This window comes from Mucilaginibacter auburnensis (assembly GCF_002797815.1).
GTDB classification, from domain to species: domain Bacteria; phylum Bacteroidota; class Bacteroidia; order Sphingobacteriales; family Sphingobacteriaceae; genus Mucilaginibacter; species Mucilaginibacter auburnensis.
On the sequence record NZ_PGFJ01000001.1, the window covers coordinates 1,447,077 to 1,472,264 of the forward strand.

The following is a 25,188-nucleotide window of genomic DNA, read 5'->3' on the forward strand; positions in this document are numbered from 1 at the left end:
AAAAATGTAAATAAAGGTATAATTGAAGTGGTGTACCTTAAACCTGGTATGCTGTATTTTACTATATTGGCCTAACATGTTAACAGATATTATTTTAAAAAGTATAGGCAAACACATCCATTTAACTGATGATGAAACAGCGTACTTTATTAGTTTGCTACACCCTAAACAACTTAACAGGAAGCAATTTTTATTAAAGGAAGGCGAAATTTGTAAGTATTCTGCTTTTGTTATCAGCGGTTGTCTGCGTGGGTATACCATAGACGAAAACGGGCAGGAGCATGTAATGAACTTTGCGCCTGTTGGCTGGTGGATAGCAGATATGTATAGCCTGATAAGTCAACGCCCCGGCACGCTGTATATTGAAGCGCCAGAACCTGCCGAAGTTTTGCTGTTATCAAAAGTTAAACAGGAATTGTTATTTCAGGAAGTGCCTAAATTTGAACGCTTCTTCAGGATCATTACCGAAAATTCGTTGGTTGCCCACCAGCAAAGATTAATTGATAATCTAAGTTTACCCGCCGAAGAGCGTTATACTAATTTTTGCAAGCGCTATCCCTCTCTTATTAACTCAGTTCCAAAAAAAGATATTGCATCTTACATAGGCGTTACGCCTGAGTTTTTTAGCAGGATGATGGGGAAAATGTTGAGAGGATAATGATTATTAAGCCCAATTTTATGTCATTTTTCTCATCCACTACATGTTCTGATATTTGATGAAATATAAAAACCACTTATTATTAAGTACATAAACAAAAATAGCGATGGCTTACCCCATCGCTATTTTTGTTTAATGCTATTTTGATAGTCATGTCTCCTCAAGATATCCTTACCATCAGGCACTCGTATAATTCGAGGACTCTCTATAACGGATGAGAGGAGCACACTTTAAGCTTTTTCAATTTTAGTGGCACTTAAACCTTTAGGGCCTTTTTCTGTAAAGTATTTCACTTTATCATTTTCTTTAGCCTGGAATTGAAGGTTATTAACGTGGAAGAATATATTTTCGCGTGTTTGGTTATCGCGAATAAAACCGTAGCCTTTATCTGTATTATAGAAACTTATAACTCCGGTCGGTTGTTCGCCAGGTATGTTTACCTGTTTAGGTGTCGCTATTCGTATCTCATCTGCAGATACAACGCTTTTTTGCAGCGTTTGCGGAGTTGAGGTAATGTTACCATCCTGGTCAACATAAGCCATCATGTCACTTAAGTCGCCGCCTTTTACAGCATTGGCTTTTCGTTCGGCAGCCTTTTCTTTCTTGTCTAATTGCTTCTTTGCTTTCTTTTTCTCTTTTTCTTTTTTACTGAATGTTTCGTTGGATCTGGCCATAAATTGTATTTGGTGGACGTATATTTTAAAAACAAAAACACCTGTCCCAATAGAACAGGTGTTTGGAGTAAGTATAGTGATAATTAAATTACTTGTACGTTTACTGCGTTAAGCCCTTTTTTGCCATTTTCAACATCAAAACGAACTTGGTCGTTTTCACGGATCTGGTCAATAAGGCCTGTTGAATGTACAAAAACGTCAGTTCTTGTATCATTTTGTGAAATAAATCCAAAACCTTTGGTTTCGTTAAAAAATTTCACTGTTCCTTCTTTTTGCATTATCTTATTTTTAAATGAGTTGCAAGTTAACAATAAATATCCATATATTTTTACTTTAAGTAAAAAAATTTAAAACTAATTTAATTGTAAAATTTGTGTAAAATTTGTACATTGCGTAAAGCTGCCTGGAAATTTTATTGCGTTTAAATTTTACCATATACTGATTCAGGTAATTTTTAAGATAATTAACTATAACCGAATCAGCTTTTATAAATAATGACTAATAAGCAATCCACCGACCGAACGGCGAAAACAAAATTAGAGATCAGGCAGATTGACCTTTTTCTCTTTGACCTTAAAAATGAAGCCGCTGAAAGTGGTTTTACAAAAAAGTTCCTTATTACGTGTCCATCTAAACTTGTTACTGAATAATTATGGCATTTTTAGATAAGGTTTTGCAGCCGCCTGCATACGGCTGGAAAGACATGGACGGCAAATTTGTACGTCCTGGTTTTAAGGCTATATTGACTGAATTTTTTACCCGACTTAACGTATTTAATAACCGAAAGAACTGGCTGCCGTTTTTTAGCTGGCTTAAAATACTTTGCCTTGTGCCCTTTGTGCTGCTTTTTGCATTTAAGTTTTTAAGTATAGGCAACGTTGCCGCTGTTTTTGTTTATGGAATGATTGTTATGGGCACGCACGGCACTATTTGGCACCATAGATATTGTACACATGGCGCTTACCGTTTTCGTAACAGATTTTGGCGCTTTATAACGCAAAATTTAACGCTTAATATCATTCCTGAAGAAATTTATGTGATATCGCATCATGTTCATCATGCAAAATCTGATCAGCCCGGCGATCCTTATAATGCCGAAGGTGGCTTTTGGTATTGTTTTTTAGCGGATGTTAATCACCAGCCTATTGCTAAAGATTTAGCCGAAATGGACTATAAGCGAGTTGAACGCCTGATGGCCCATACCGGCGTAAAAGGCAATAGTTTTAAACAGTATCAATATTGGGGCTCATACGTAAAACCATTTAACGCGGTATTGAGTTGGATTATAAACTGGGCATTCTGGTATTGCGCATTTTATTTAATAGGTGGCCATGGCTTGGCCTGTTCGCTTTTTGCCGCAGCCGGCATATGGGGCGTTGGTGTACGTACATTTAACTATGACGGGCACGGGCATGGAGAAGATAAACAACGAGACGGTGTGGATTATAACAAAAAGGATAAGTCTATTAATCAGTTATGGCCAGGTTTGGTAGCAGGAGAATGGCACAATAACCATCACCTTTATCCTAAAAGTGCCAGAAGTGGTTTTAAGTCGTATCAGCTTGATATGGCGTGGCTTTATATATCTTTTATGTATCGTTTAGGGGCTGTGGTAAGCTATCGGGATGATAAGGCAGCGTTTAAGGCTAAATACTTAAAACTTACTCCGGTTACTGTTGCTGCCGCTGTAGCAAACAAATAAACCTGGTTTGAATAGAACCTGATTGAAGGCAAAGAAGCGATGGAGGTGACAAACAACCATCGCTTATTCGTTAATTAATAACTATAACATTTACCACATGGTGATAAACGGTGCGTATTATTTAGCCAACGTATATTCGCCTTCAAGATTTGTTGCATTAAACAGCTCCGGGAACGCCATTCCTCGGTTGGGTGGCGGCTCATAGAATACCACAACCCCCGGCCGGCTTCCATCACGCGCATTTACGGTAATATCATAATTGAAAGCTGCATTGGCAATGTTGTTTTTAATGTACCTTGTAGGGAAAGACAACTCATAGGTCAACTCTTTTTTATCGTCAAACTGTATTGCTGCCTGTATATTATCCTCATTATATATGGATATGTATTTATATCCTTCATAGCGCAAAGCAAAGTTACGGTAGTAAGGTGATTTAGGGGTTATGCCTGCTACGGTATCTTTAATGGTTTCGATGCCTATAAATCTTATATCTTTTAAAATTGATGTTAACTGTTTGTTAGCGCCTTCAAGTGAATATTCTTTTTGCGATGCCAATATTGAATCAGGACTGAACGCAGCATGTGTTGGAGCTCCGGGCATTTTTCTAAAGCCGGATATGGGTAAGCCTACGCCGTTCATTATTTTCCAACAGTCGTCAAATCTTATTGACGGAAACAGTATTTTAACGTTATTAGAATTTTCAGTCGTTTTGTTTTTAAGGATGCTGAAGGTTATTCCGTTTTCAAGTACTTTTTGAATCACCTGCGGTTTTGTGGCATGTACCACAAGGGTAATTACACTGTCAGTATTAGCTATAGTGTAATAAACCTCAGTAGCATTATTATAGGCCTGATATTGGTCACTCCATTCCGTTGCTTTGCCGTCAACTTTAATATTGGCAGGCGTTTTTATTCCAACAGTTTGTTTGTTAGGCAGCTTTTGCGCTTTCAACGAGCCATAGCTGAATAAAAGCGAAAAGGAAAATAAAATAGCAGGAGTTATTTTTATTGATTTGATTAACATGTGTAATGGTTATAGGTAGTTGTAGCGTAGTAACATAAACAGCGACAGGTTTTAACCCATCGCTGTTTAACAAAAATATTTCTATTAGCTCAATTTTAACAGCACTTTCTTACCCGTTTTTACAGCTTCGTAAACAGCGTCAATAATTTTTGAGTCTTTTATGGCTTCCTCACCATCTACTGCTACAACAGGTGTTTTGCCTTCCAATAATATGCCTGCCATCTCATCCATTTGTACGGTTTGCTGCATAGGCGGCGATACTGCTTTCAATTCGCCTTTATTTGTGCGGCCCTTTAATGGCCCATAACCATTGGCCGGGTTAAGTTCAGCCCATCCCCGTTCGCCAATTAATAAAAAGCGGTCAACATAGTTCATTCCGTAGGTTGAAAGGCACTGCGCAACCGCGCCACTCGGGAAACCCATCTGGAAGGTAATGGTTTCGTCAACGCCTTCTTTGAACTTGGTAGTATCACTTTTAGGTAACTCTTGTGCGGTAACCCATATCGGGTCCTCGCCAACCATGTAACGTGCACCGTTCACAGCGTAAATGCCAATATCCATCATCGAGCCACCTCCTGCTTTTTCGCGGTCAAGGCGCCATTGGGTTGGGTCGCCAATGCGGAAGCCACCATTACCTGTAAAGTACTTTATTTTGCCAAAATCGCCGGCATTACGCATGGATATGATCTCCAGGTTTTTCGGTTCAAAGTGCATGCGGTAGCCCACCAGCAGTTTAACACCTGCTTTTTTGCAGCCATCAACTATATCCTGACTCTCTTTTGCATTGCGGCCAAGTGGCTTCTCGCAAATAACATGCTTACCGGTTGTAGCAGCGCGTAAAGCATAAGGCTTATGCAAAAAGTTAGGTACTATAACGTATATAGCATCTATATCCGGGTTGTTTTTTATGTTCTCAAAATTGCTGTAGTTATATACATTTTTGTCCGGAATGCCATATTTGCTTTGCCAATCCTTCACTTTCTCGGGCGATCCGCTTATAACACCCACCAGTTTAGCTTTTGTACTGGCTTGCAGCGCACGGGCAACAATGTTGCCATACGTGCCAATGCCCATTATAGCAACGCGTAAAACGGGGCCATCATACGGTTGGTCACTCACCTGTGCCTGGTTTTTTGCCCAGCCTGTTACGGGGCTAAATTGTACAGCCAAAGCAGATAGGCCCAGCTTTTGTAAAAAATTTCTGCGAGAATTCATTGATTTATAGGTTAATTGGGTTTACCAATATTACGCATTATGCTTTAAAAACGGAAAACCTATCTTAATTGTTAGCATGAGTAAATAAAAAAGGCTAACCCGGTTTAAATGGGTTAGCCTCTGCAATTATCAGCTTACGCTAAATTAATTATCTGTTATTCAAAGAAAGGAACGCCTGGGGTAGCATATTTCTTCATACCTTCAACGTTAACGTCAACACCAATACCTGGTTTGTCTAAAACGGTCATGAAGCCTTTTTCAACAAATGGTTTGTCAAAAATAACCATCTCTTTCCACGCAGCGTCAGTATCTGATTTTGTTTGCCACTCCATGATCTGGAAGTTAGGCACAGCGGCACAAACGTGTGCAGTTGCCATAGCACCAACCATGGTACCTACCATGTGCGGAGAGAATGGCGTGTAGTACGCGTTAGCCATAGAAGCAATGCGCTGCCCTTCGCCTAAACCACCACACTTTTGCAGATCGGGCATAATGATGTCAACCATATGCTCAGACAGTAAGCGGGTAAAGCCGTAAGTTAAGTACACGTTCTCGCCACAGCAAATTGGAGTTGAAGTTTCGGCACTGATTGATTTGTAAACCTCAGCGTTGTCAGCAGGGATCGGTTCTTCTAACCACATCAGGTTATAAGGCTCTAATGCCTTAGCAACACGGCGAGCGGTAGGGGCGTCATAACGACCGTGCATATCGCAAGCAATGTCCATTTTATTGCCAACTTGTTTTCTGGCTGCTTCAACGCAGGAAACCATTCTTTCAACTTCACCTAAGCCGGCAGTCCAGTTAGTACGGTCAAATTTGTTTGGGTCGTTAGCCTCGTCAAGGTCAAACTTACAAGCTGTATAACCACGGTTAAGCACGTCTTGAGCAGCTTTAGCAAAGTTTTCAGGGGTTTTACCACCACCCGAATAAAACTCGGTGTCGCAATATACACGCACTTTGTCGCGGAATTTGCCACCCAGTAACTGGTGGATAGGTAAGCCAAGTGCTTTACCGGTTAAATCCCACAGCGCGCATTCTAATGCTGTTAACGTTGCAACAAATGCACCAGACTGTGCACCGCCAAAAACGCCGCCTTTACGTACTTGCTCAAAAATTACGTTAGGTTTTAGCGGGTTTCCTCTCATTACGCTGCCAGCCATACGCTTTAACAAATAGTAGCTGCCGACACTGGCGTCTACTGATTCGCCCCAGCCTGTTATGCCCTGATTTGTTTCTAATTTAACAAACATTCCGCCAAACCTGTTATAAGCACATTTAACAGCAGTTACTCTTAAATCAGCAGGAGCCGACATCATTGAGGTTCTTTCTTTCGCATCTTCTAAACCGTTTCCGAAAGTTTTTATCAACGGCGTTGAAGCTAAAGCCGCGGCACTTACTCCTGCTTTAGTTAAAAATGAACGCCTGTTTTGTTGTGTTGACATGGTTATTGAGTTTTTGATTTTAATTGATTTATATTTTAGTTTAATGGTTTAGTGTACGTTAGCTACATCGGCCGCAGCAATAATTTCTTCCACTTGAGCTTTCGCTACCGGTAGTTTTATTTTTTTGTCTTTAACAGCAGCTTTTAACCATGCAAGATAGTCTTCTCTGATAGGAGCAGGCCAGTTGGCATCCATCTGTCCGGCGGTATATTTGCCTTCAGCCGTACGGATGTGAGCGAACATATCCTCTAAACGTGTTCTTTCTGATGCTTTAACTACTTTCTCTGCTAAGTGTGGAGGTATAAAAATAACAACACCTTGTTTACCTAATACAACGTCGCCTGGCATAACAGTTACCTGACGGATACGGGTTGGTTTATTAACACCCATAATCATGGTATTTTGGTCACTGCCCGGATTATGGTAGCTTGGTGAATAGCTGTCAACGTATGATGTAAAGCCACCTAATTCTTTTAACCCTTCAAGGTCTCTGATTGCGCCATTGTAAACAATACCAGTACCGGTTCTTTTATAAATGTCAGCTGCTACACGGTCGCCAATGGTTGGTCCGTTTTTGTGCAAGCCAAACTGGTCGGCTACATAAACGTCTCCTTTTTGCAATTGTTCAACGCCCCATACGTTTTGTGCACGGCGACCTTCTTTTTTACCACGCTCATCAATTGCTTTCCACATATCAGGGCGATAAGGCATGAAAGTAACGGTAAGTGCACGGCCACACAATACGCTATCTGGGTTTATTTTAATATTCCAATCTTCAGCCAATTGGTAGTTGAAACGTGAACCACCCATCGTAGCCCATGCTTCTTCAATACTTACCGACTTCATACGCTGAATGATATCCTCCGGTACTTTTGGACGGCCGTCAGGAAAGCGTTCGCCTTTCCACTCAGGGGTAAGGAAAATTAACTCATCTCTATCAGCCTGATTAACTTGCGGTTGTGCAGGAGCCTGCGCCGCAGTTTGGGCAGAAACTTTAACAGATGCACTAAGCAAAAGCGCAAGCGCAACTATTGTAAGGTTTGTCTTCTTCATGATTTAATAATTGGTTAAATAATTATGGCCTCTAAACTACATAATAAATTAACACCTGCTTTTATAGTTAACGTAAAAATTTTAGGATAAAAGAAATATCATAAATTGCCCTCAAAACGATCGTATAGACAATAAGTGTAAGAGAAAAATAAACTACCATTTGTAAACAGTGTTGATTTTTGCACAAAAACACTAACTTCGGCGTTGCATAATTTGCATTATTTACCGCCAAGCCTGTTACAATAAACCAATTAATCAAGCTTAAATATTTGATCTTAAATGAATCAGTTGTTGCTACAACAGGAAACATCAAAAGAACTGGCTGACTTTCCGCATATTAAAGAGTTTGCCTACAAAAAAAATACAACCATTCAACTCAACTCATTCAATGTTGGGTTAATGGATGGCATTGGTATTTATTATGTTTTAGAAGGCAAGCATAATTGGGTAATTGGGTCTACCGAGCATACTTTATATCCGGGTGATATTGCAGTGATACTGCCCGGTGAAAACTTCGGTGGTAAAAACAACATTCTTAACATTGGCTCATTAATGTGGGTTAGGCTTGATGTGCATAGCCGCAAACAATTAATAGGAGACTGGAGCCAGTTGACTAAAAAGGAACGTCATTCGCTTGAGCAGATCTTATCAGTAAACAAAGATTTACTTGTACTTAATATTAAAGAAGCGCAACCCTTGTTTTTTGAGTTGAAACACGAGCTTCAGCATGCCGAAGTTGGCTTTAGCACCCGTGTTGCACAATTGCTTGATCATTTATTTATTATAATATGCCGCCAACTCATCAGGCAAAACCACTCTCGCAGGGATTTTCCAACCACTTTTTTACGGCTTGAACAAACATTGCGTCAAAACCTGGCCCGCCAATGGACGGTGGAAGAAATGGCAGCTTTTGCTGGCATGGGCACTACTGCATTTACCGAGAAGGTAAAAAACTACTCCGGTTTCTCGCCGTTAAACTACCTTATAAACCTGCGTATTACAGAAGCTATAAAGCTTTTAAAGCGTGGGGAGGTGAATGTTACTGATATAGCATTAGCTATTGGCTTCTACTCATCGCAGCACTTTTCAACTACGTTTAAAAAGCTTACAGGATACACCCCAAGCGAGTTCAGAAAAAATAACCTCACCTTTAATCAGCAGCAATAAAATGAACAGTATAGTAGCCATTGAATTAGGAACCAACGCGGTGCGCATATTCGCGTTTGATCTGATGGGCAATATTATTGGTTTTGCAAAAGGACATTATCCAACGTTTCATGAGGGGCCGGATAATAGTGAGCAAGATCCCGAGCAGGTGTTTATTACCATGCTTTATGTACTGAAGAATTTGCTGAATGATACGCTTTACCCGCAGAAGTGTGTGGTAGGTTGTATTTGTTTTAGCGGATCGATGCACAGCTTGCTTACGGTTGATAAGGATGGCGTTCCCTTGGGTAATGTGATAACATGGGCTGATAACCGTGGGAAGGAAACAGCTGTAGAATTAAAAGAGTCAGAATTAGGCCGTACCATATACGAAGCTACAGGTACCCCAATACACCCAATGTCGTCAATGGTAAAAATTGCCTGGCTTAGAAACAATGATCCTGATCGTTTTAAAAAAACAAGCAAATATTTGCCGGTTAAAAGTTACATTCTGCAACAACTCACAGGTTCGTGCATAATAGACTATAGTATAGCCTCGGCAACAGGGCTAATGAATATTCATAGCTTAACATGGGATGATACCGCGCTTGAGTTTGCCGGTATAAGCGCTGGTAAGCTGCCACAACTGGTGCCTGTATTTTACTCAGAAGCCAAACTTAAAAAAGAGTATCAAAAAGCATTGCGGCTACAGCCGGATGTAAAGATAATTATAGGCTCAAGCGACGGCTGCCTTGCCACATTAGGCGCGGGTGTTTGGGAAGAGGGTAAGGCTACCATAACAATTGAAGATAGCGGTGCATTTAGGGTAATTGGAGATAAAATAATTAAAGATCATAATAAACAGATATTTAACTATCTGCTCACCAAAGAGCATATTGTAAGCGGTGGGCCTACTAATAGCGGCGGCGTTATTTTTGAATGGTTTACCAAGCGTTTTGGCGATTTTAAAAAGGCGTTTGATATTGACCACTCCATGGGTAACCTTATAAGGGAGGCAGCAGAAGTGACGGTTGGGTCAGATGGGTTGTTGTTTTTACCGTATTTATTAGGAGAACGTGCGCCAATCTGGAATGCTAACGCAAAGGGCTGTTATTTCGGTATAAATATAAGGCATGAGCGTAAGCACTTTATCAGAGCCACTATTGAAGGTATTTTATATGAAATGTACAGCATTGGAAAAACGCTCGAGAACCACAGAGCAATTGATAGTCTTTCGGTTAATGGAAGCTTCGCATCTATACCATTTTGTACGCAGATTATCGCAGATATTTTTAATAAGCCGGTGAGTACGGTGAGTCATGGCGACACCATTGGTGCGGGGGCGTTTTTACTAAGCGCTACCGAAATGGGAATGTATAAAAATCTGCGCGAGGCTTCAAATACAATAAAAATGCATCAGATCTTTTTGCCAAATGCTAACGATCATGCCATTTACAGGCAGTATTTTACAGTGTTTGAAAGCCTGATTGAAAAAATCGGAGGAGAATTTGATGCTATTTCCAATTTACAAAATTTGAAATAAAGTGTTTGAAATTTCCATATTGCTAATTTTTTACATCTCTTGTTGTAAAAAAAACAATAATAAAACAGTAAAAATAAATATAAAATAATTCGATTTTTTATCCTATGGTTAACTAAAACGAAATAGCTAGTGTTTTTTTGTGTAAAATTCACCGCTGGGTTTATTTAGTAGACTTAATTATCAAAATTGGCATTATTTGTAACAAAACTATTATAAACGATAAACCGGTTTTTTAATTTGCTAGAACGCCGTTGGAAATAGTAACAATTGTGATGCTGTTTTTTGATTGGACGATTTAATGTTAGATTTAAAAATTATAAACCGCTTATTTTTTTTCATTTTATTGGCAAAGGACCTGCAATTAGGTGGTTTTGGTTGCATAGGGGTTATGCATCAGTTCGTATCAGCAATGTTATTTATTGTTGTTGCGCAGGTTAGGTGTGGTAGTAAAGTTTGGCTCAGTTAAAATTTAGTTATAAACAATTATTAGTAACCAAAACAATTAAATATGAATAAAGAAATACGTTAACTATCATGGTAGCGAGATCTCGCAAAACCTAAAAAGGCCTCTACCAAAATGGTCAGATTTTGATAAAGGCACCAATCAAAAATTATAGTCATTGATTTTAATCCAAAATTATGAAAAAAAGAAGAGGAACACCTTCATACAATAGTATTGTTACCGGTGTTTTCGCAGTACTTTTATGTGCGTCTTCTGCGCAGGCAGAAAATAACACGAACAGTAATGCAGCGGCTCTTGGACCTTTAGCCAAGCTTGCTGCCGCAAACGTTTTAGTAAAACCCGTGCCGGCAAAGACAGTTACCGGTAAAGTTGTTGATAGTAAAGGCGAGGCGCTGATAGGCGTAAGCATAGCTGAACAAGGAACAACCAAAGGTGTTGTTACCGATGCCGATGGTAATTACAGCATATCTGTTGAAGGAAATAATTCAATTTTAGTATTTACTTATATAGGCTACGAAACACAGAGCCAAACTGTAGGAGCGCGCACGGTAATTAACGTAACGCTACAAAACAAAAGCAGTAACCTTGAAGAGGTTGTGGTAACAGCCTTAGGTATAAAACGCGAATCAAAGAAGCTGGGTTATGCTGCAACAACAGCTAATGTTGAAGAGATTCAACAAAACCGTACCACTAACGTAATGTCATCTTTAGAGGGTAAAGTTGCGGGTTTGAACATTTCTCCGCCAGCTGCTGGTCCGGGTTCAAGTACCCGTATCCGCTTACGTGGTCAGGCTGCATTTAACGGTGCAACTAACTCTCCGTTGATTGTAGTAAACGGTTTGCCTATGGATCAGGGCGAACAAAGTGTTGGTCCAAATAATACAACAGACCGCGGTGACGCGCTTCAACAAATTAACCAGGATGATATTGAATCATTCACCGTATTGAAAGGTTCAACTGCAGCTGCGTTATATGGTTCAAGAGCGGCTAACGGAGCAATTATCATTACTACAAAAAGCGGAGCAAAGAATACCAAATTTGGCGTAGAGTTTACTTCAAATTTTGCTGCAGATCAGGTATTGGATTACAACCGTTATCAAATGATTTATGGTAATGGTGTTTGGGATGCAACAAAATTAAGTGGAAGAAAGCCAGCCAGTCAGGGCGAGTCTGTTACATACGGTGCCCAAACATGGGGTGCTAAATATGATGGTTCACCGGTTACCTACTTTGATGGCAGCACCGGAACATATTCTCCAAATCCAAATCGTATTACTGAATATTACAGAACGGGTACATCATTCAACAATGCTTTAGCACTTTCGGGTGGTAACGCAAGCACCAGTTTCAGATTGTCTTATTCAAATCAAGATGCAAAGGGAATCTCTCCTGTCAACGATTACCACAAGAAAATTGCTAACCTTGGTTTGAACAGTAAGATCACTGAAAAATTAACACTTACTTTTAACCTTAACTATACTAACGAGGTAAATAATAATCCACCTCAGGTGGGTTTTCAGGGTGCAGGTGCTCCTAACTTCTTATACCGTATGAGCCCGGCAATTCCGTTAAGGTTGTTTAGAGACAGCGCGGTTAACCCTGCAACTTTAAGCGAAGCTCAAACATCAGGTTTTCAAACAACTTTACTTAACCCGTACTACTCAAACCCTCGCCAGTTTTTGGTAAGGAAAGCAGATCGTTTTCTATCAACAACTACTGCAAGATATGATTTCTTTAAATTCTTATACTTACAAGGCAGGGTAGCGTTTGATTATAACAGTGCTTTAAATGAGGGCAACACGCCACATGGTGTTGGTGCCTCAAACTTGTTGCAGAATGGTACAGGTCCTGCTTACAGCGGTAGCTATAACGTTAATACCAACTGGCAGCGTAACATGAACTACGATTTCTTGTTGGGAACCAATAACCAAAGATTTGGTGATTTTTCAGCTGAGTTAACTTTAGGTGGTAATATTCGTGACGATCGTGGTAGTGGTGTTAGAGCTTCAACTGCTAACGGTTTAATTGTGAAAGACCTTTACTCAATTGAAAATGGTGTTCAAAAGAACGTAAACTACGACTTTAACAGACAACAGGTAAACTCACTTTATGGTGTGGCAGACTTTGGTTATAAAAGCTTCTTATACTTAACCATTACAGATCGTGTTGACTGGTTCTCTGTTTTAACGCCCCCATCATTCATAATTTCTAACCCAAAAAACTCAGTTAACTATCCATCAGTAAGCGGTAGCTTTGTGTTCTCGGAATTATTACCAAATGTAAAATGGTTAAATTACGGTAAATTAAGAGCGAGTTATGCACGTACTGGTAGTGCCGGAGGTATAAACAATTTTTCGAGTCAGCTTGGTTACAGCTTAAATGCTAACCCTTTCACTGCAAACGGATATAGCTACACCTTGGGGAACTTTAACGCCAATTATCCAAACCCTTTTGTTACGCCATTTGACGTAATTGAAAAAGAGATTGGTTTAGAAGTTAAAACCTTAAACAGTCGTTTAAATTTTGACGTTGCCGTATATCATAAAAGCTCTCAAAATCAAATATTAAACACACCTCTTTCTGCTGCTTCAGGCTTTACCACAAGGCCAGTTAACATTGGTAACTTGCGTAATAAAGGTATTGAGGTGTTAATTGACGGTACACCAATTAAAACCGCCAATTTTACCTGGAATACATCAATGAACGCGGCTTATAACGAGAGCCTTGTTTTAAAATTAGCCGATGGGCAAACCACTCAGGTAGTAAACGCTTTCAATGCTAATGGTAACGAGTTTTTAGGTAAATTAAGTTATGTAGTTGGTATGGCTATGAACCAATTACAGTCGCCTACTTATCTGAGAAATGCTGCCGGACAAATATTGGTTACAAAAGACGGTGCGTTATTAGCAACTAAATATGATGTTAATTTTGGACAGGCGGACCCTAAATGGACCGGTGGTTGGAATAACACATTCCGCTACAAGCGATTAAGCTTGTTGGTGCATATCGATTATAAATTTGGTGGTAAAATGTTTTCATCAACGGCACTTAACGGTTTAAGACAAGGTTTAACTCAGGCCTCATTAGTTGGTCGTGAAGGTGGTGTGAAATTCCCTGGTATAATTTATGATCCAACTGGTGGTCCAGGTGGCACACCCGGCCCAACAAATGGCACAAACAATGCCGACAGGGCTGTTGGTGTTGTTCCTTCAACATTCTATGCAGACTACCGTACATTACAGATTGCCGACCCATTTGTATTTAAAAGTGATTTTGTTAAGCTGAGAAATATTACAGTGAGCTATGACTTTAGTGACATGCTTAAAAATGTTAAATACATAAAAGGAATAAGCGTATCTGCGTTTGTACGTAACGTTGCAATACTTCATAAAGACGTTCCGGATATTGATCCTGAGGCAATGGCCTCTACAGGCGATTCAAGGTTGGGTTATGAGCAAAGTACCATACCCACAACCCGCACATTTGGCCTTAACTTAAATGTTAAATTCTAAAATTGAACATGATGAAAAAATTGAATAGTATAAAATTTTTATTTGCAGCTACCGCGGTTTTAGCGTTTGGTAGTTGCGATAAGGGTTTTGTTGAAAAAAATCAGAGTCCGTATCAACAAACCAGTATTGATCCGGCAATATTGTTAAGTACAGCCCAGCGTAACGTTAGTACCGGAAGCTGGGAAGTTGAATCAACCATTGTGCAACAATTTGTTAACGTTTTTGACGGCGGTGTAACTTCAGGTTTTCAGTTCAACTTAATAGGAGGTGCTGATACTTACAACGTTTTAAGATGGAACCAAATGTTTAGCGGCGGGGGCCAGGTGGGTACGATCAGGATGTTAGACCGTGCACTTGACCTGGCTAAAGCGGAACCAATACAAAGGAATAATCTGATTCAAATGATCAGAATATTGCGTGCAATGAATTACATGATATTAGTTGACACTTATGGTGATGTGCCTTACAGCGAAGCTAATAAAGCTTATTCAGCAACTAATAATACTACGCCTAAATATGATAAGGCAGCTGATATTTATACAGATTTGTATAAAGAACTGAAAGAAGCAAGAGCCGCTTTAGTAGTTGGTACAACTGCTACTAATTCAACTAATGCTGTGCCATTTGACATATTTTTTGGAACCGGTTACCTTACAACACAGGCCTCTGTACAAATACCTAAATGGCAACGCTTTGCTGGAAGTTTACTGTTACGTATGGGCATGCGTTATTCTAAAATAGACGCTAACAAAGCGCAAACTATAATAGCAGACGCTTTATCAGGTGCCGGTGTAATTGCATCTAATGCTGACAATGTTATGGTACCATTTAACAGCACAGATAATAACCCGCTAAATGGTGGACCAAGAGGTACAAATCCATACTACTATTACTTGTATGAGCCGTTTGTAAATCAGCTAAAAAGCACAAATGATCCAAGGGGTAAATACATTGCGGCTTATTACAATGAACCCAACGTTATTAATGGTATTCCTCAGGATACAGTGTTGGCAAATCAGTTTGGTTTCCCTGTTGGTTACAATAACTCTACAATACTTACCAAATCTGATTTTAAGGGAAATGCTCAAAAAGGTGCAGGTTTTAGATACAGCCAGTTAAACTACTTTGTTTTTGGCAGCAATACAGCGCCGATATTTGTTTGTACTTATTCGCAAACTCAATTATTATTGGCTGAAGCTGCATTCAGAGGCTGGGTTACCGGTTCTGCTGAAACCTTTTATAACAATGGTATAAGGGCTTCTATGGATGAGTATCCGCTTTATCCTAACGCTGCCGCTATACCTGCAAATGCTTATAACGCATATATTGCACAGCCATCTGTTGCCTTTACTGGTGGTAATGAGCTTCAAAAAATCAATACTCAATATTGGTTAGCATCTTTAGGCAATCAGGCAGAGGCATTCGCAAACTTCAGAAGAAGCGGTTACCCTGCATTAACGCCAAACCCAATGGGTACACCGCTACCTGCTTCAACCGGTGGTTTTGCACGTCGTGTACCTTATCCGCTTATTGAGCGTTCGGTTAATCAGGCAAGCTACCAGGCAGCTGTTGCCAGCATGGGTGGTGATGATGTTACTCAACGTTTATTCTGGGATAAACAATAAAAATATCTAGCATGTAAATTTAAAGCCCGTGGCATTAGCCCGGGCTTTTTTGTTATTAGTGGGCGTTGGTTTTCAATAAATCATTCAATTTATTTCAAGTGTATTTATAACAATTAAAAAGGGTTTCATACATTAGCAAAAAATAACCCCTGCTTAGTTATGCTATATATCAGGGGACATTTATAAACCATTGGTATTTCGTTTTTTGTTGACTAACAAAACCATCAGTACACAACAATAATATGAGAAAACTTATTTTGGCATGTAGCCTTGTAATAGTAGGTACGTTTGCTAAAGCCCAGTTGGTGCTGCCAAAAGGCAAGCAAACCACAATTATTAATCCTGTCAATTTAAGCTACAGGTTTATGTTGGATACGCCTTCGCGCCGCGAAGCTGCCGACCCGGCGATGATTAATTTCAAAGGTGAATACTACTTGTTCGCATCAAAATCAGGCGGCTATTTCCACTCTAAAGACATGCTCAATTGGGATCTGGTAAAAACCAGCGACTTGCCTCTTGAAGACTATGCGCCAACAGCTATGGTTTATAAAGGCGAGGTTTACTTTATGGCATCAGGAAATAACCCGGTAAAAATTTATAAAACAGCAGATCCAAAAACAGGTAAATGGACAGTGGTGCAGGATAAATTCCCCATCACTATGATAGATCCGTTTTTGTTTGCTGATGATGATGACAGAGTATATTTTTACTATGGATGTTCAAACGTTAACCCGCTATACGCTGTTGAGTTAGACCCTAAAACTATGTTACCTTTAGGCAAACCAACCGTGTTTTTTAACAGTGACAAGGAAAGCCATGGCTGGGAACGCAGAGGCGATTATCAAACTGTAGCTGGTCGCCCGTGGATAGAGGGAAGTTGGGTAACCAAACATAATGGTAAATATTATTGGCAATATTCAGCACCAGGTACAGAATTTAAAAGCTATAATGATGGCGTGTATGTGTCTGATAAACCAATGGGGCCGTTCACACTAATGCCTAACAATCCCGGCTCAATGCGTCCCGAAGGATTTATAGCAGGTGCTGGACACAGTGGAACTTTTAAAGATAACTATGGAAATTACTGGCGCGTGTCGACCATTGTAATTTCAGTAAAACACATGTTTGAACGCCGTTTAGGTTTATACCCACTATTTTTTGATAAAGATGGTATCTTCCACACTTATACGGATTTTGGCGATTTCCCGCTAACGCTGCCTAAAAAGAAAATAGCCAGCCCGGCGGAATTAAAACCTAAATGGATGTTGTTGTCTTACAAAAAGCCTGTAGAAGTATCGTCTGCACAGCCTAACCATCCAAAAGAAAACGCGTCTGACGAAGAAGTGCGTACTTATTGGAGTGCTGCCACAGGCAACAAAGGCGAATGGTTGACAATGGATCTTAAAAAGATATCAACCGTTAATGCTGTACAAATAAACTATGCCGAAAACCAGGCTAACTCATTTGGTCGTAGCGATAATGATTACTACCAATATTTATTAGAGTATTCAACAGACGGTAAAGCCTGGAAAACACTTGCCGACAAACGCAATAACAAAATAGATGTTCCGCATGATTACCTGGAACTCAGCGCGCCAATTAAAGCACGTTATATCAGACTAACCAACTATAAAGTACCGTCAGGCACTTTCGCCATTGCTGATCTGCGCGTGTTTGGAAAAGGTACAGACGGGGTTATGACTACCAAAAACGATATTTTTGTTAGTCGCTCAAAAACCGACCCATGTGTTGCTGATATTTCATGGATCAAAACACCTAACGCGGTTGGTTATAATGTTAGGTATGGTACAGCACCAGATAAATTATATCATACTTACCAGGTATTAGGTACCGAGCATGTAACCATAAGAAGCCTGAACAAAAACGAAAGCTACTACTTTACCGTTGATGCTTTCAACGAAAGTGGAATTAAAACCGGCAATCCGGTAAGTAACGTTGAATAATAAGTACTATATATAAATATGAAGAAAACATTATTTTCTGCCGCCGCCTTTGCATTGTTAACGCTTGGCAATTCAGCGGTGTTTGCACAAAGTGCTAAGGCTACAATAGGTGCCGAATCAAATTTGGTAATAAGCAAACATATTTACGGCCAGTTTGCCGAGCACCTGGGTCGTGGTATTTATGATGGTTTTTGGGTTGATCCTAAAATGCCGGTAAAAAAGCAAGACAGATACAGATTAGATATTGTTGAAGCTCTAAAAAAAATAAAGATTCCTAACCTGCGCTGGCCGGGTGGCTGTTTTGCTGATGAATACCACTGGCGCGACGGTATTGGTGTGCGCACCAGTCGGCCTAAAATGGTTAATACCAACTGGGGCGGAGTAACAGAAGACAACAGCTTCGGTACTCACGAATTTTTGGAGCTTTGCCGTTTACTGGGTTGCGAGCCTTACATTAGCGGTAATGTAGGTAGTGGTACTGTACAGGAAATGTCAAACTGGGTAGAGTACCTTAACTTTGACGGTAAAAGCCCGCTAACTGATCTTCGTGCTAAAAATGGCCATGGAAAACCTTACAATGTGAGTTTTTGGGGTGTAGGTAACGAAAGCTGGGGTTGTGGCGGTAACATGACGCCTGAATATTATTCAGACGAGTACAAAAGATACGCCATCTTCGCTAAAGACTATAACAATGCCAAGTTGAAAAAAATTGCTACCGGTCCTGCCGGCGACAATTACAACTGGACTGAAGTTGTAATGAAAAACGTTAAAAAAGACATATGGGGTATAGCGCTACATTACTACACTCTGCCTACCGGCAGCTGGACAGGCAGCAAGGGATCTGCCACCAATTTTAACGAGGATGCTTACTTCAACACCATGAGAAATGCCCTTAAAATGGAAGAGTATGTTACTAAACACTCCGCCATTATGGACAAGTATGATCCGCAAAAAAATATTGCGTTGGTAGTTGATGAGTGGGGTGTTTGGACAGACTCTGAACCTGGCACCAATCCTGGATTCCTATATCAGCAAAACAGTTTGCGCGATGCATTAGTTGCGGCATCAACCTTAAATATATTTAACAACCATGCTGAGCGTGTTAAGATGGCTAACCTGGCGCAAGCCATTAACGTTTTACAGGCACTTATTCTAACCAATAAAGAAAAACTGGTATTCACACCAACCTATCATATTTTTGATATGTACAAAGTGCATCAGGATGCTAAATTACTGCCGGTTAAAATTGACGTGCCTGAATACGAATTTAACGGAAATAAAATTCCTGCCGTAAACGTATCAGCTTCAAAGGATGCAAGTGGTAAAATTCATCTTACCATCGTTAATATTGATAATCATAAATCAGTTGATTTTAAAGCAGATTTAGGCAATGTTGCGTGGAACACTGTTACGGGCCAGATATTAACTGGTACCAACGTAACTAACATTAATACATTTACTAATCCTACAAATATCAGGCTTGTTGCATTTAATGATGCAAAAAAAGATGGTAGTAGTGTTTCAGTTAAATTGCCTGCCCACTCAGTAGTATCGCTTGAATTAAAGTAAACCAATAACCAACCAAAATAATGAGAACAAAGTCAAAACTATTCATGTCGGCGCTTATAGCGGCTGCTGCTATAGGCAATTTTGCCTGCACACCGCCTGCCGAAAATAAATCAACAGAAGAAAATACTATGGAACAAACCAGTACTGCAATACCAGATAGCAGTAATTTTTCAGGTGAAGTGAATGGAAAAGCCACGCACCTGTTTACGTTAGTAAACAAAAACGGAATGCAGGTAGCCATTACCAACTATGGCGGCCGTATTGTGAGTTTATTGGTTAAAGACAAAACCGGCGCGTTTAAAGATGTGGTTTTAGGTTATGATAACGTTAAAACTTACCAAAAACGTGGAGAGCCTTATTTTGGCGCTTTAATTGGCCGTTATGGCAACCGTATTGGTAAAGCTAAATTCAGCCTGAATGGTAAGGAATATAATTTAGAGAAAAATGACGGTGCAAACAGCTTACACGGTGGTGCGCATGGTTATTGGATGCAAGTTTGGGATGCTAAGCTGATCAACAAAACCACGCTTGAACTTACTTACTTGTCAAAAGATGGTGAAGCAGGTTACCCCGGTAATTTAAACGTTAAAGTTGTTTACACTTTAACAGATAATGACGAAGTTAAAATTGATTATTCAGCAACAACAGATCAGGCCACTCCGGTTAACTTAACCAATCACGCTTACTTTAACCTGAATGGTGCAGGCGATTCAACCATATTAAATAACGAATTGCGAATAGCTGCTGATAACATTACTCCTGTTGACAACACGCTCATTCCAACAGGAAAAATCACTCCTGTTAAAGGTACTGCTTTTGATTTTACATCATTTAAAGCAATTGGTAAAGAAATTGGCAACGCCGACGATGAGCAGTTGAAATTTGGTAAAGGTTATGACCATAACTTTGTGTTAAACAAACATACATTGAAAGACGCTATTGCTACAGTAAAAAGCCCTGTAACAGGTATTGTAATGGATGTTTACACCGAGGAGCCCGCCATTCAGTTTTACAGTGGTAACTTTTTAGATGGCCGCTCAAAAGACGGTAAAGGTGGCGTAGCTTACCCATTACGTTCTGCACTTTGTTTAGAAACTCAACATTATCCTGATTCACCAAACAAGCCGGAGTTCCCGTCAACTACCTTAAATCCGGGTAAAACTTATAAAACTACAACAATATACAAGTTCAGCGTAGCTAAATAATTATAAGACTTAATATTATTGAAAGGCAGACCGTTTTTTAGCGGTCTGCTTTTTTTGTGCTTATTGGTTATCTATCTTCGCTACAATTAATAGTTAAAACATGGCTCCGGATACAATCAGCAAACTCACTAAGTTAACCGAATTAAGTAAAGGCTATAAAGCTTTTTTGTATGATTGCGATGGTACCTTGGCTGATAATATGGCCGCTCATAAAGAAACTTACATAAAAGTAGAATTAAACCAAGGCCATACCATAACCGGAGACATTGTTGATGAACTGGCCGGCTGGCCTGTTATTGATGTAGTAGGGGAGATCAATAAGCGCTTTGCCACAGATTTTGATCCTGCTGAATTCAAGGAACTCAAGTACAAGCTTTTTCTTAACGACTATATAGACCTTACCAAGCCCATTGAATTTGTAACCGAACATTTAAAGGCGCATGCTGGTAAAGTCAGGATTGGTGTTGTATCGGGTAGTGGAAGGGAAGCAGTTGAACGAACGTTACAAATTATAGGCGTGATACACCTTGTTGAAGTAATGATTTGTGCAGGGGAGACTGAACATGGAAAGCCATATCCGGACCCATTTTTGGCAGCAGCCAAAGTTTTAAATGTAGCCCCCGAACATTGCCTGGTTTTTGAAGATGGAGATGCCGGAGTGGAATCAGCACGGCGCGCCGGAATGCGATCAATCCGTACTGACAAAATAGAATAATCTTTGCCTGATTTCTCGGGTCAAAAATCTTAAAACTCCTGCTATTTCGTTTGCGTAAAAATTTATCATTTTTGACGCTATGGCTATTTCGTTTGCGTAAAACTTCTATTTCGTTTTCGTAAATTTTTATACCATTTCGCAATGTGCGTTGAACATTTGTAACATAATTTTGGTGAAATGTGATAGTCGATACGGAGCGTTCAACGCATTTTCGCAAGCATTATTGAGTAGTTTTTTTCAATAGTATTATAAGCCAACAATTCACTTTGTGATACTTTATTTTTCTAATTGATTTGCAACCTGTGTTGTTTTGAGGTAAACCTATTTTACCATCATGCAACCTTGTTTCGAACGGAAAATTAGATATCGCCAGGTCCAATCAAATTATTAGTAACCCAAATATTAATCAAACCAGTTTACAAAGGTAAATGAATAAAGAAGAGACATTGTAACCGCTTGCTTAGTCGCGTGTCAAGGATATGCGGCCATTTTAAATGATATCAATCTTAATAAGAAAATCCAATTTTATGAGCAAACTTCAACTTTTTAAAAATGTAAGGTTGTGGAAAACATTATGTCTGATCGCGATGATCAGTTTTGTTTCAACAGTAGCCTTCGCACAAAATATAACGGTTAAAGGCCGGGTGTTAGACGATAAAGGTGAACCTTTGGTAGGTGCCACCATTAAAGCTACCGGTACTAACAATGCCGTTACCGCTGACGCAAGCGGTAACTTTTCACTTAGCGTGCCAAGTAATACTCCAAGTGTTACTATAACCTTTCTTGGTTATGTAGATGTAGTTAAAGCAGTTGCCGGTAATCCAAATCTGGGAAACATAACAATGGCAGCTAATTCACGCGATTTGAACGAGGTCGTGGTAGTTGGTTACGGTACTGTTAAAAGAACGGAAGTTACAGGTACGGTTGCAACCGTAAGCGCTAAAGTTTTACAGGAAATACCTGCGGCTAACGTGGTTACTCAATTACAGGGCCGCGTTGCAGGTTTAGACATCGTTAACGGACAAATGACTATCAGAGGTTACCGTACTATTGGTAATCAAGGTGCTGACAGGCCATTAATAGTAGTTGACGGTGTTCCGTACTACAACGATATTTCAAATATCAACCCCAACGATATCAAGAGCGTTGACGTATTAAAAGGAGCTTCTTCTACGGCTATTTACGGTTCTCGTGGTTCTGGTGGTGTAATATTAATTACAACCAACAGAGGCCGAGTTGGTAGAACAGAAACCTCTTATGATTCATTCATCGGTATCTCAAAACTTCAGGGTTCGCTTAAAACGCTTGACGCAACTGGTTATGCGCAATTGAAAGCTGACGCTTATGAAGGCGCCTTGTTACAAAAAAATAATAATGCCCAAGCCTATCCTTTAACAGCTTCTGAACTTGCTAACCAAGCAGCCGGTGTTAATACCGACTGGGTAAAGCTTTTGATAAAGCAACAATTAGTGTGGGATCAAAACCTGCGTGTTTCAAGCGGAACCGAAAAAACTCAGTTCAATGCTGCTTTAGGTTATCGTAGAACAACAAATGGCAACTTACAGCCAAACAACACTGGTCAGCGTGTTACCATGAATATCAATGTTGATCATCAACTTACCAAAGTAATTAAGTTTGGTGCGCAAACGCGTAACACATTAAACACTAATGATGCCTCAGGTGGCGATCAGTTAGGAACTGCACAGTGGATGAGTCCGTTGGCAACACCTTATAATGCAGACGGGTCTATCAACTTAAGGCCTCTTACCGGCCAACTTGACGAATCAACTGCTAATCCGTTATTACGCGGTACAATTCCTGATATGTATTATAATTATACCAGGGGTTGGGTAAGTGATAACATAGTTTACGCTGAGTTGAAGCCTATTGACCACTTAACTTATAAATATACAGTTAACTATAACTACTCTCAATCAACAGGAAACGTTTACAATGGTATTAACGGTGTTAATATTGTTAACGTTGGTCAAACTACAGCAAGTACAAACAATAGCACTTCCTTCCGTGTCGCACAGGAGCACTTGTTGAACTATAATAATACATTCGGTAAACACAGTATTAACTTGACCGGTGTATTTACTGCTGAAAGACAACACAATGAAGGCTCAAGCATGAGCGCTCAAAATATACCCCAGTTTACCAATAAAAACGCCAACCTAAATTTAGGCACGTTCACTGGCTTTAATGGTAACTGGACAGAAACAGGTTTGTTATCTTATGTAGGTCGTTTAAATTATACATTCAACAATAGGTATAACTTTACTGCAAGCATGCGTGCCGACGGTAATTCAACGCTTGCACAAGGTAACCAATGGACTTCATATCCTGCATTTGGTTTAGGGTGGACCCTTACCAACGAGGATTTTATGAAAAAGTATACCTTCGTTGATAATTTAAAATTACGTGCTGGCTACGGCGAGAATTCGACTATAAGCGGTGGTGCTTACAACACTTTAGGCCCGCTTGATCTGGCACCTTTCCAGTTCGGTGGTGTAACAGCGGGTAACAAACAAGGTGTAAGGGTAACTAACTTAACTAACCCAACCCTTACCTGGCAACGTACACATGAGGCTAACGTTGCTTTAGATTTCGCTGTATTGAAAAATCGTATAACCGGTACGGTTGAGGCGTTTTATCAAAAAACAACAGGTATTATTCTAAACAATATATTGCCTTCAACAATTGGAGTAAGTTCAATGCCAACTAACCTTGGTGTGACCGAAAACAAAGGTATTGAGGTAACATTAAGCACTGTTAATATCCAGGATTTAGGCGGTTTCAGCTGGTCATCTGATTTTAACATTGGTTTTATCCGTGAAAAAATTGTTTCGTTACCTAATGGCGCTCAAAGAAATATAGGTTCAGGTTTGTTTGTTGGTCAGCCACTTTCAGTGATTTATGACGTTAGAAAGCTTGGAATTTGGCAAGTTTCTGATTCGCCTGGTCCAACAAGTACAGTAAACGGTGTTCCTGTTTATGCTCCTGTTAGAGGTCAAACTTCACCATTGCAATATCCGGGTCAAATAAGAGTTCAGGATGTTGACGGCAATGGTAAGATCGATGCTGATGATAACCAGATCATAGGTCACTTTAATCCTAATTATACTTTTGGATTTACCAATAGGTTTGCTTATAAAGGATTTGACGCAAGTTTAGTTATCACTGCTCGTATGGGCTTTACCACACTTGTGCCTTACGTATCGTCTAATAACTCAGGTACAGAGGGCTGGCAGTTTCTTAACTTAGGCCGTCATAACCAACCTGTTATTGATTACTGGACTCCGCGTAATCCAACCAACGCTTTCCCAATGCCAAACAACCAGTTCTTTAGCCAGTATTATTCTACCTTACAGTATTATGATGGCTCATTTATTCGTGCTAAAGCTGTTAACCTAGGCTACAATATTCCCGCTAACGCAGTAAAACGTATCGGTCTGTCATCACTAAGAGTGTATGCAAACATTACAAATCCGTTTGTTATCTATTCGCCGGTAAGCAATTTCAGTTTCTCTGTTACTGATCCCGAATCAGTTCCTGTAACGCCAGTACCTTCAAGCACAAGTGGAAACATTGGCGGAGGCAATAGAGCCGTAGGTTTGAATGCAGGTACGCAAAGACGTGAGTTTTATTTCGGTATACAAGCAAGGTTTTAATTTTA

The 25,188-nt window shown here is 39.9% G+C and carries 17 protein-coding genes; 11 read left to right on the forward strand and 6 right to left on the reverse strand.

Annotated elements, in window-relative coordinates:
• Window positions 1–76 precede the first annotated feature (76 nt).
• A complete protein-coding gene (locus CLV57_RS06450; protein ID WP_100340492.1) occupies window positions 77–658 on the forward strand; it encodes a Crp/Fnr family transcriptional regulator in 582 nt (193 codons plus the stop codon).
• 230 nt (window positions 659–888) lie between these two features.
• Here the strand turns inward: CLV57_RS06450 and CLV57_RS06455 are convergent, their stop codons facing one another.
• Complete coding sequence (locus CLV57_RS06455) at window positions 889–1,332, reverse strand: cold shock domain-containing protein (RefSeq protein WP_100340493.1); 444 nt, start codon at window positions 1,330–1,332, stop codon at window positions 889–891.
• Between the two features lie 83 nt (window positions 1,333–1,415).
• On the reverse strand, window positions 1,416–1,610 hold the full coding sequence (locus tag CLV57_RS06460; RefSeq protein ID WP_100340494.1) for a cold-shock protein: 195 nt from the start codon (window positions 1,608–1,610) through the stop codon (window positions 1,416–1,418).
• A 374-nt stretch (window positions 1,611–1,984) separates the two neighbouring features.
• Here CLV57_RS06460 and CLV57_RS06465 point away from each other — a divergent pair, with 374 nt between their 5' ends.
• Complete coding sequence (locus CLV57_RS06465) at window positions 1,985–3,034, forward strand: fatty acid desaturase (protein ID WP_100340495.1); 1,050 nt, start codon at window positions 1,985–1,987, stop codon at window positions 3,032–3,034.
• A 117-nt stretch (window positions 3,035–3,151) separates the two neighbouring features.
• On the opposite strand, the gene CLV57_RS06470 is transcribed toward CLV57_RS06465, so the two are convergent.
• The 4 genes from CLV57_RS06470 to CLV57_RS06485 form a co-directional block, all read right to left on the reverse strand.
• A complete protein-coding gene (locus CLV57_RS06470; RefSeq protein ID WP_100340496.1) occupies window positions 3,152–4,057 on the reverse strand; it encodes a hypothetical protein in 906 nt (301 codons plus the stop codon).
• A gap of 84 nt (window positions 4,058–4,141) precedes the next feature.
• Window positions 4,142–5,272, reverse strand: a complete 1,131-nt coding sequence (locus CLV57_RS06475) for a Gfo/Idh/MocA family protein (protein ID WP_100340497.1) — start codon at window positions 5,270–5,272, stop codon at window positions 4,142–4,144.
• Between the two features lie 155 nt (window positions 5,273–5,427).
• Window positions 5,428–6,714 carry a mandelate racemase/muconate lactonizing enzyme family protein gene (locus tag CLV57_RS06480; protein ID WP_100340498.1) on the reverse strand — a complete coding sequence of 429 codons (1,287 nt, stop codon included), beginning with the start codon at window positions 6,712–6,714 and terminating at the stop codon, window positions 5,428–5,430.
• Window positions 6,715–6,762: 48 nt separating this feature from the next.
• Window positions 6,763–7,767: an RraA family protein gene (locus tag CLV57_RS06485; protein WP_100340499.1), complete on the reverse strand. Its 1,005-nt coding sequence runs from the start codon at window positions 7,765–7,767 to the stop codon at window positions 6,763–6,765.
• 279 nt (window positions 7,768–8,046) lie between these two features.
• On the opposite strand from CLV57_RS06485, the gene CLV57_RS06490 reads away from it, so the two are divergent.
• From CLV57_RS06490 to CLV57_RS06530, 9 genes are all read left to right on the forward strand, one after another.
• Entirely contained in the window at window positions 8,047–8,934 is an 888-nt protein-coding gene (locus CLV57_RS06490) for an AraC family transcriptional regulator (RefSeq protein WP_100340500.1), read from the forward strand.
• Window position 8,935: 1 nt separating this feature from the next.
• Window positions 8,936–10,456, forward strand: a complete 1,521-nt coding sequence (locus tag CLV57_RS06495; RefSeq protein WP_100340501.1) for a gluconokinase — start codon at window positions 8,936–8,938, stop codon at window positions 10,454–10,456.
• A 639-nt stretch (window positions 10,457–11,095) separates the two neighbouring features.
• Entirely contained in the window at window positions 11,096–14,431 is a 3,336-nt protein-coding gene (locus CLV57_RS06500) for a SusC/RagA family TonB-linked outer membrane protein (protein WP_100340502.1), read from the forward strand.
• Between the two features lie 8 nt (window positions 14,432–14,439).
• Window positions 14,440–16,056 carry a SusD/RagB family nutrient-binding outer membrane lipoprotein gene (locus CLV57_RS06505; protein WP_100340503.1) on the forward strand — a complete coding sequence of 539 codons (1,617 nt, stop codon included), beginning with the start codon at window positions 14,440–14,442 and terminating at the stop codon, window positions 16,054–16,056.
• Window positions 16,057–16,298: 242 nt separating this feature from the next.
• On the forward strand, window positions 16,299–18,020 hold the full coding sequence (locus tag CLV57_RS06510) for a family 43 glycosylhydrolase (RefSeq protein ID WP_100340504.1): 1,722 nt from the start codon (window positions 16,299–16,301) through the stop codon (window positions 18,018–18,020).
• 18 nt (window positions 18,021–18,038) lie between these two features.
• Window positions 18,039–19,589, forward strand: a complete 1,551-nt coding sequence (locus CLV57_RS06515; protein WP_100340505.1) for an alpha-N-arabinofuranosidase — start codon at window positions 18,039–18,041, stop codon at window positions 19,587–19,589.
• Between the two features lie 20 nt (window positions 19,590–19,609).
• Entirely contained in the window at window positions 19,610–20,794 is a 1,185-nt protein-coding gene (locus CLV57_RS06520) for an aldose epimerase family protein (protein ID WP_245856887.1), read from the forward strand.
• Between the two features lie 100 nt (window positions 20,795–20,894).
• Window positions 20,895–21,509, forward strand: coding sequence for an HAD family hydrolase (locus CLV57_RS06525; RefSeq protein ID WP_100340507.1), 615 nt, complete (start codon window positions 20,895–20,897; stop codon window positions 21,507–21,509).
• A 527-nt stretch (window positions 21,510–22,036) separates the two neighbouring features.
• A complete protein-coding gene (locus CLV57_RS06530; RefSeq protein ID WP_157799083.1) occupies window positions 22,037–25,183 on the forward strand; it encodes a SusC/RagA family TonB-linked outer membrane protein in 3,147 nt (1,048 codons plus the stop codon).
• The last annotated feature ends 5 nt before the right edge of the window (window positions 25,184–25,188 follow it).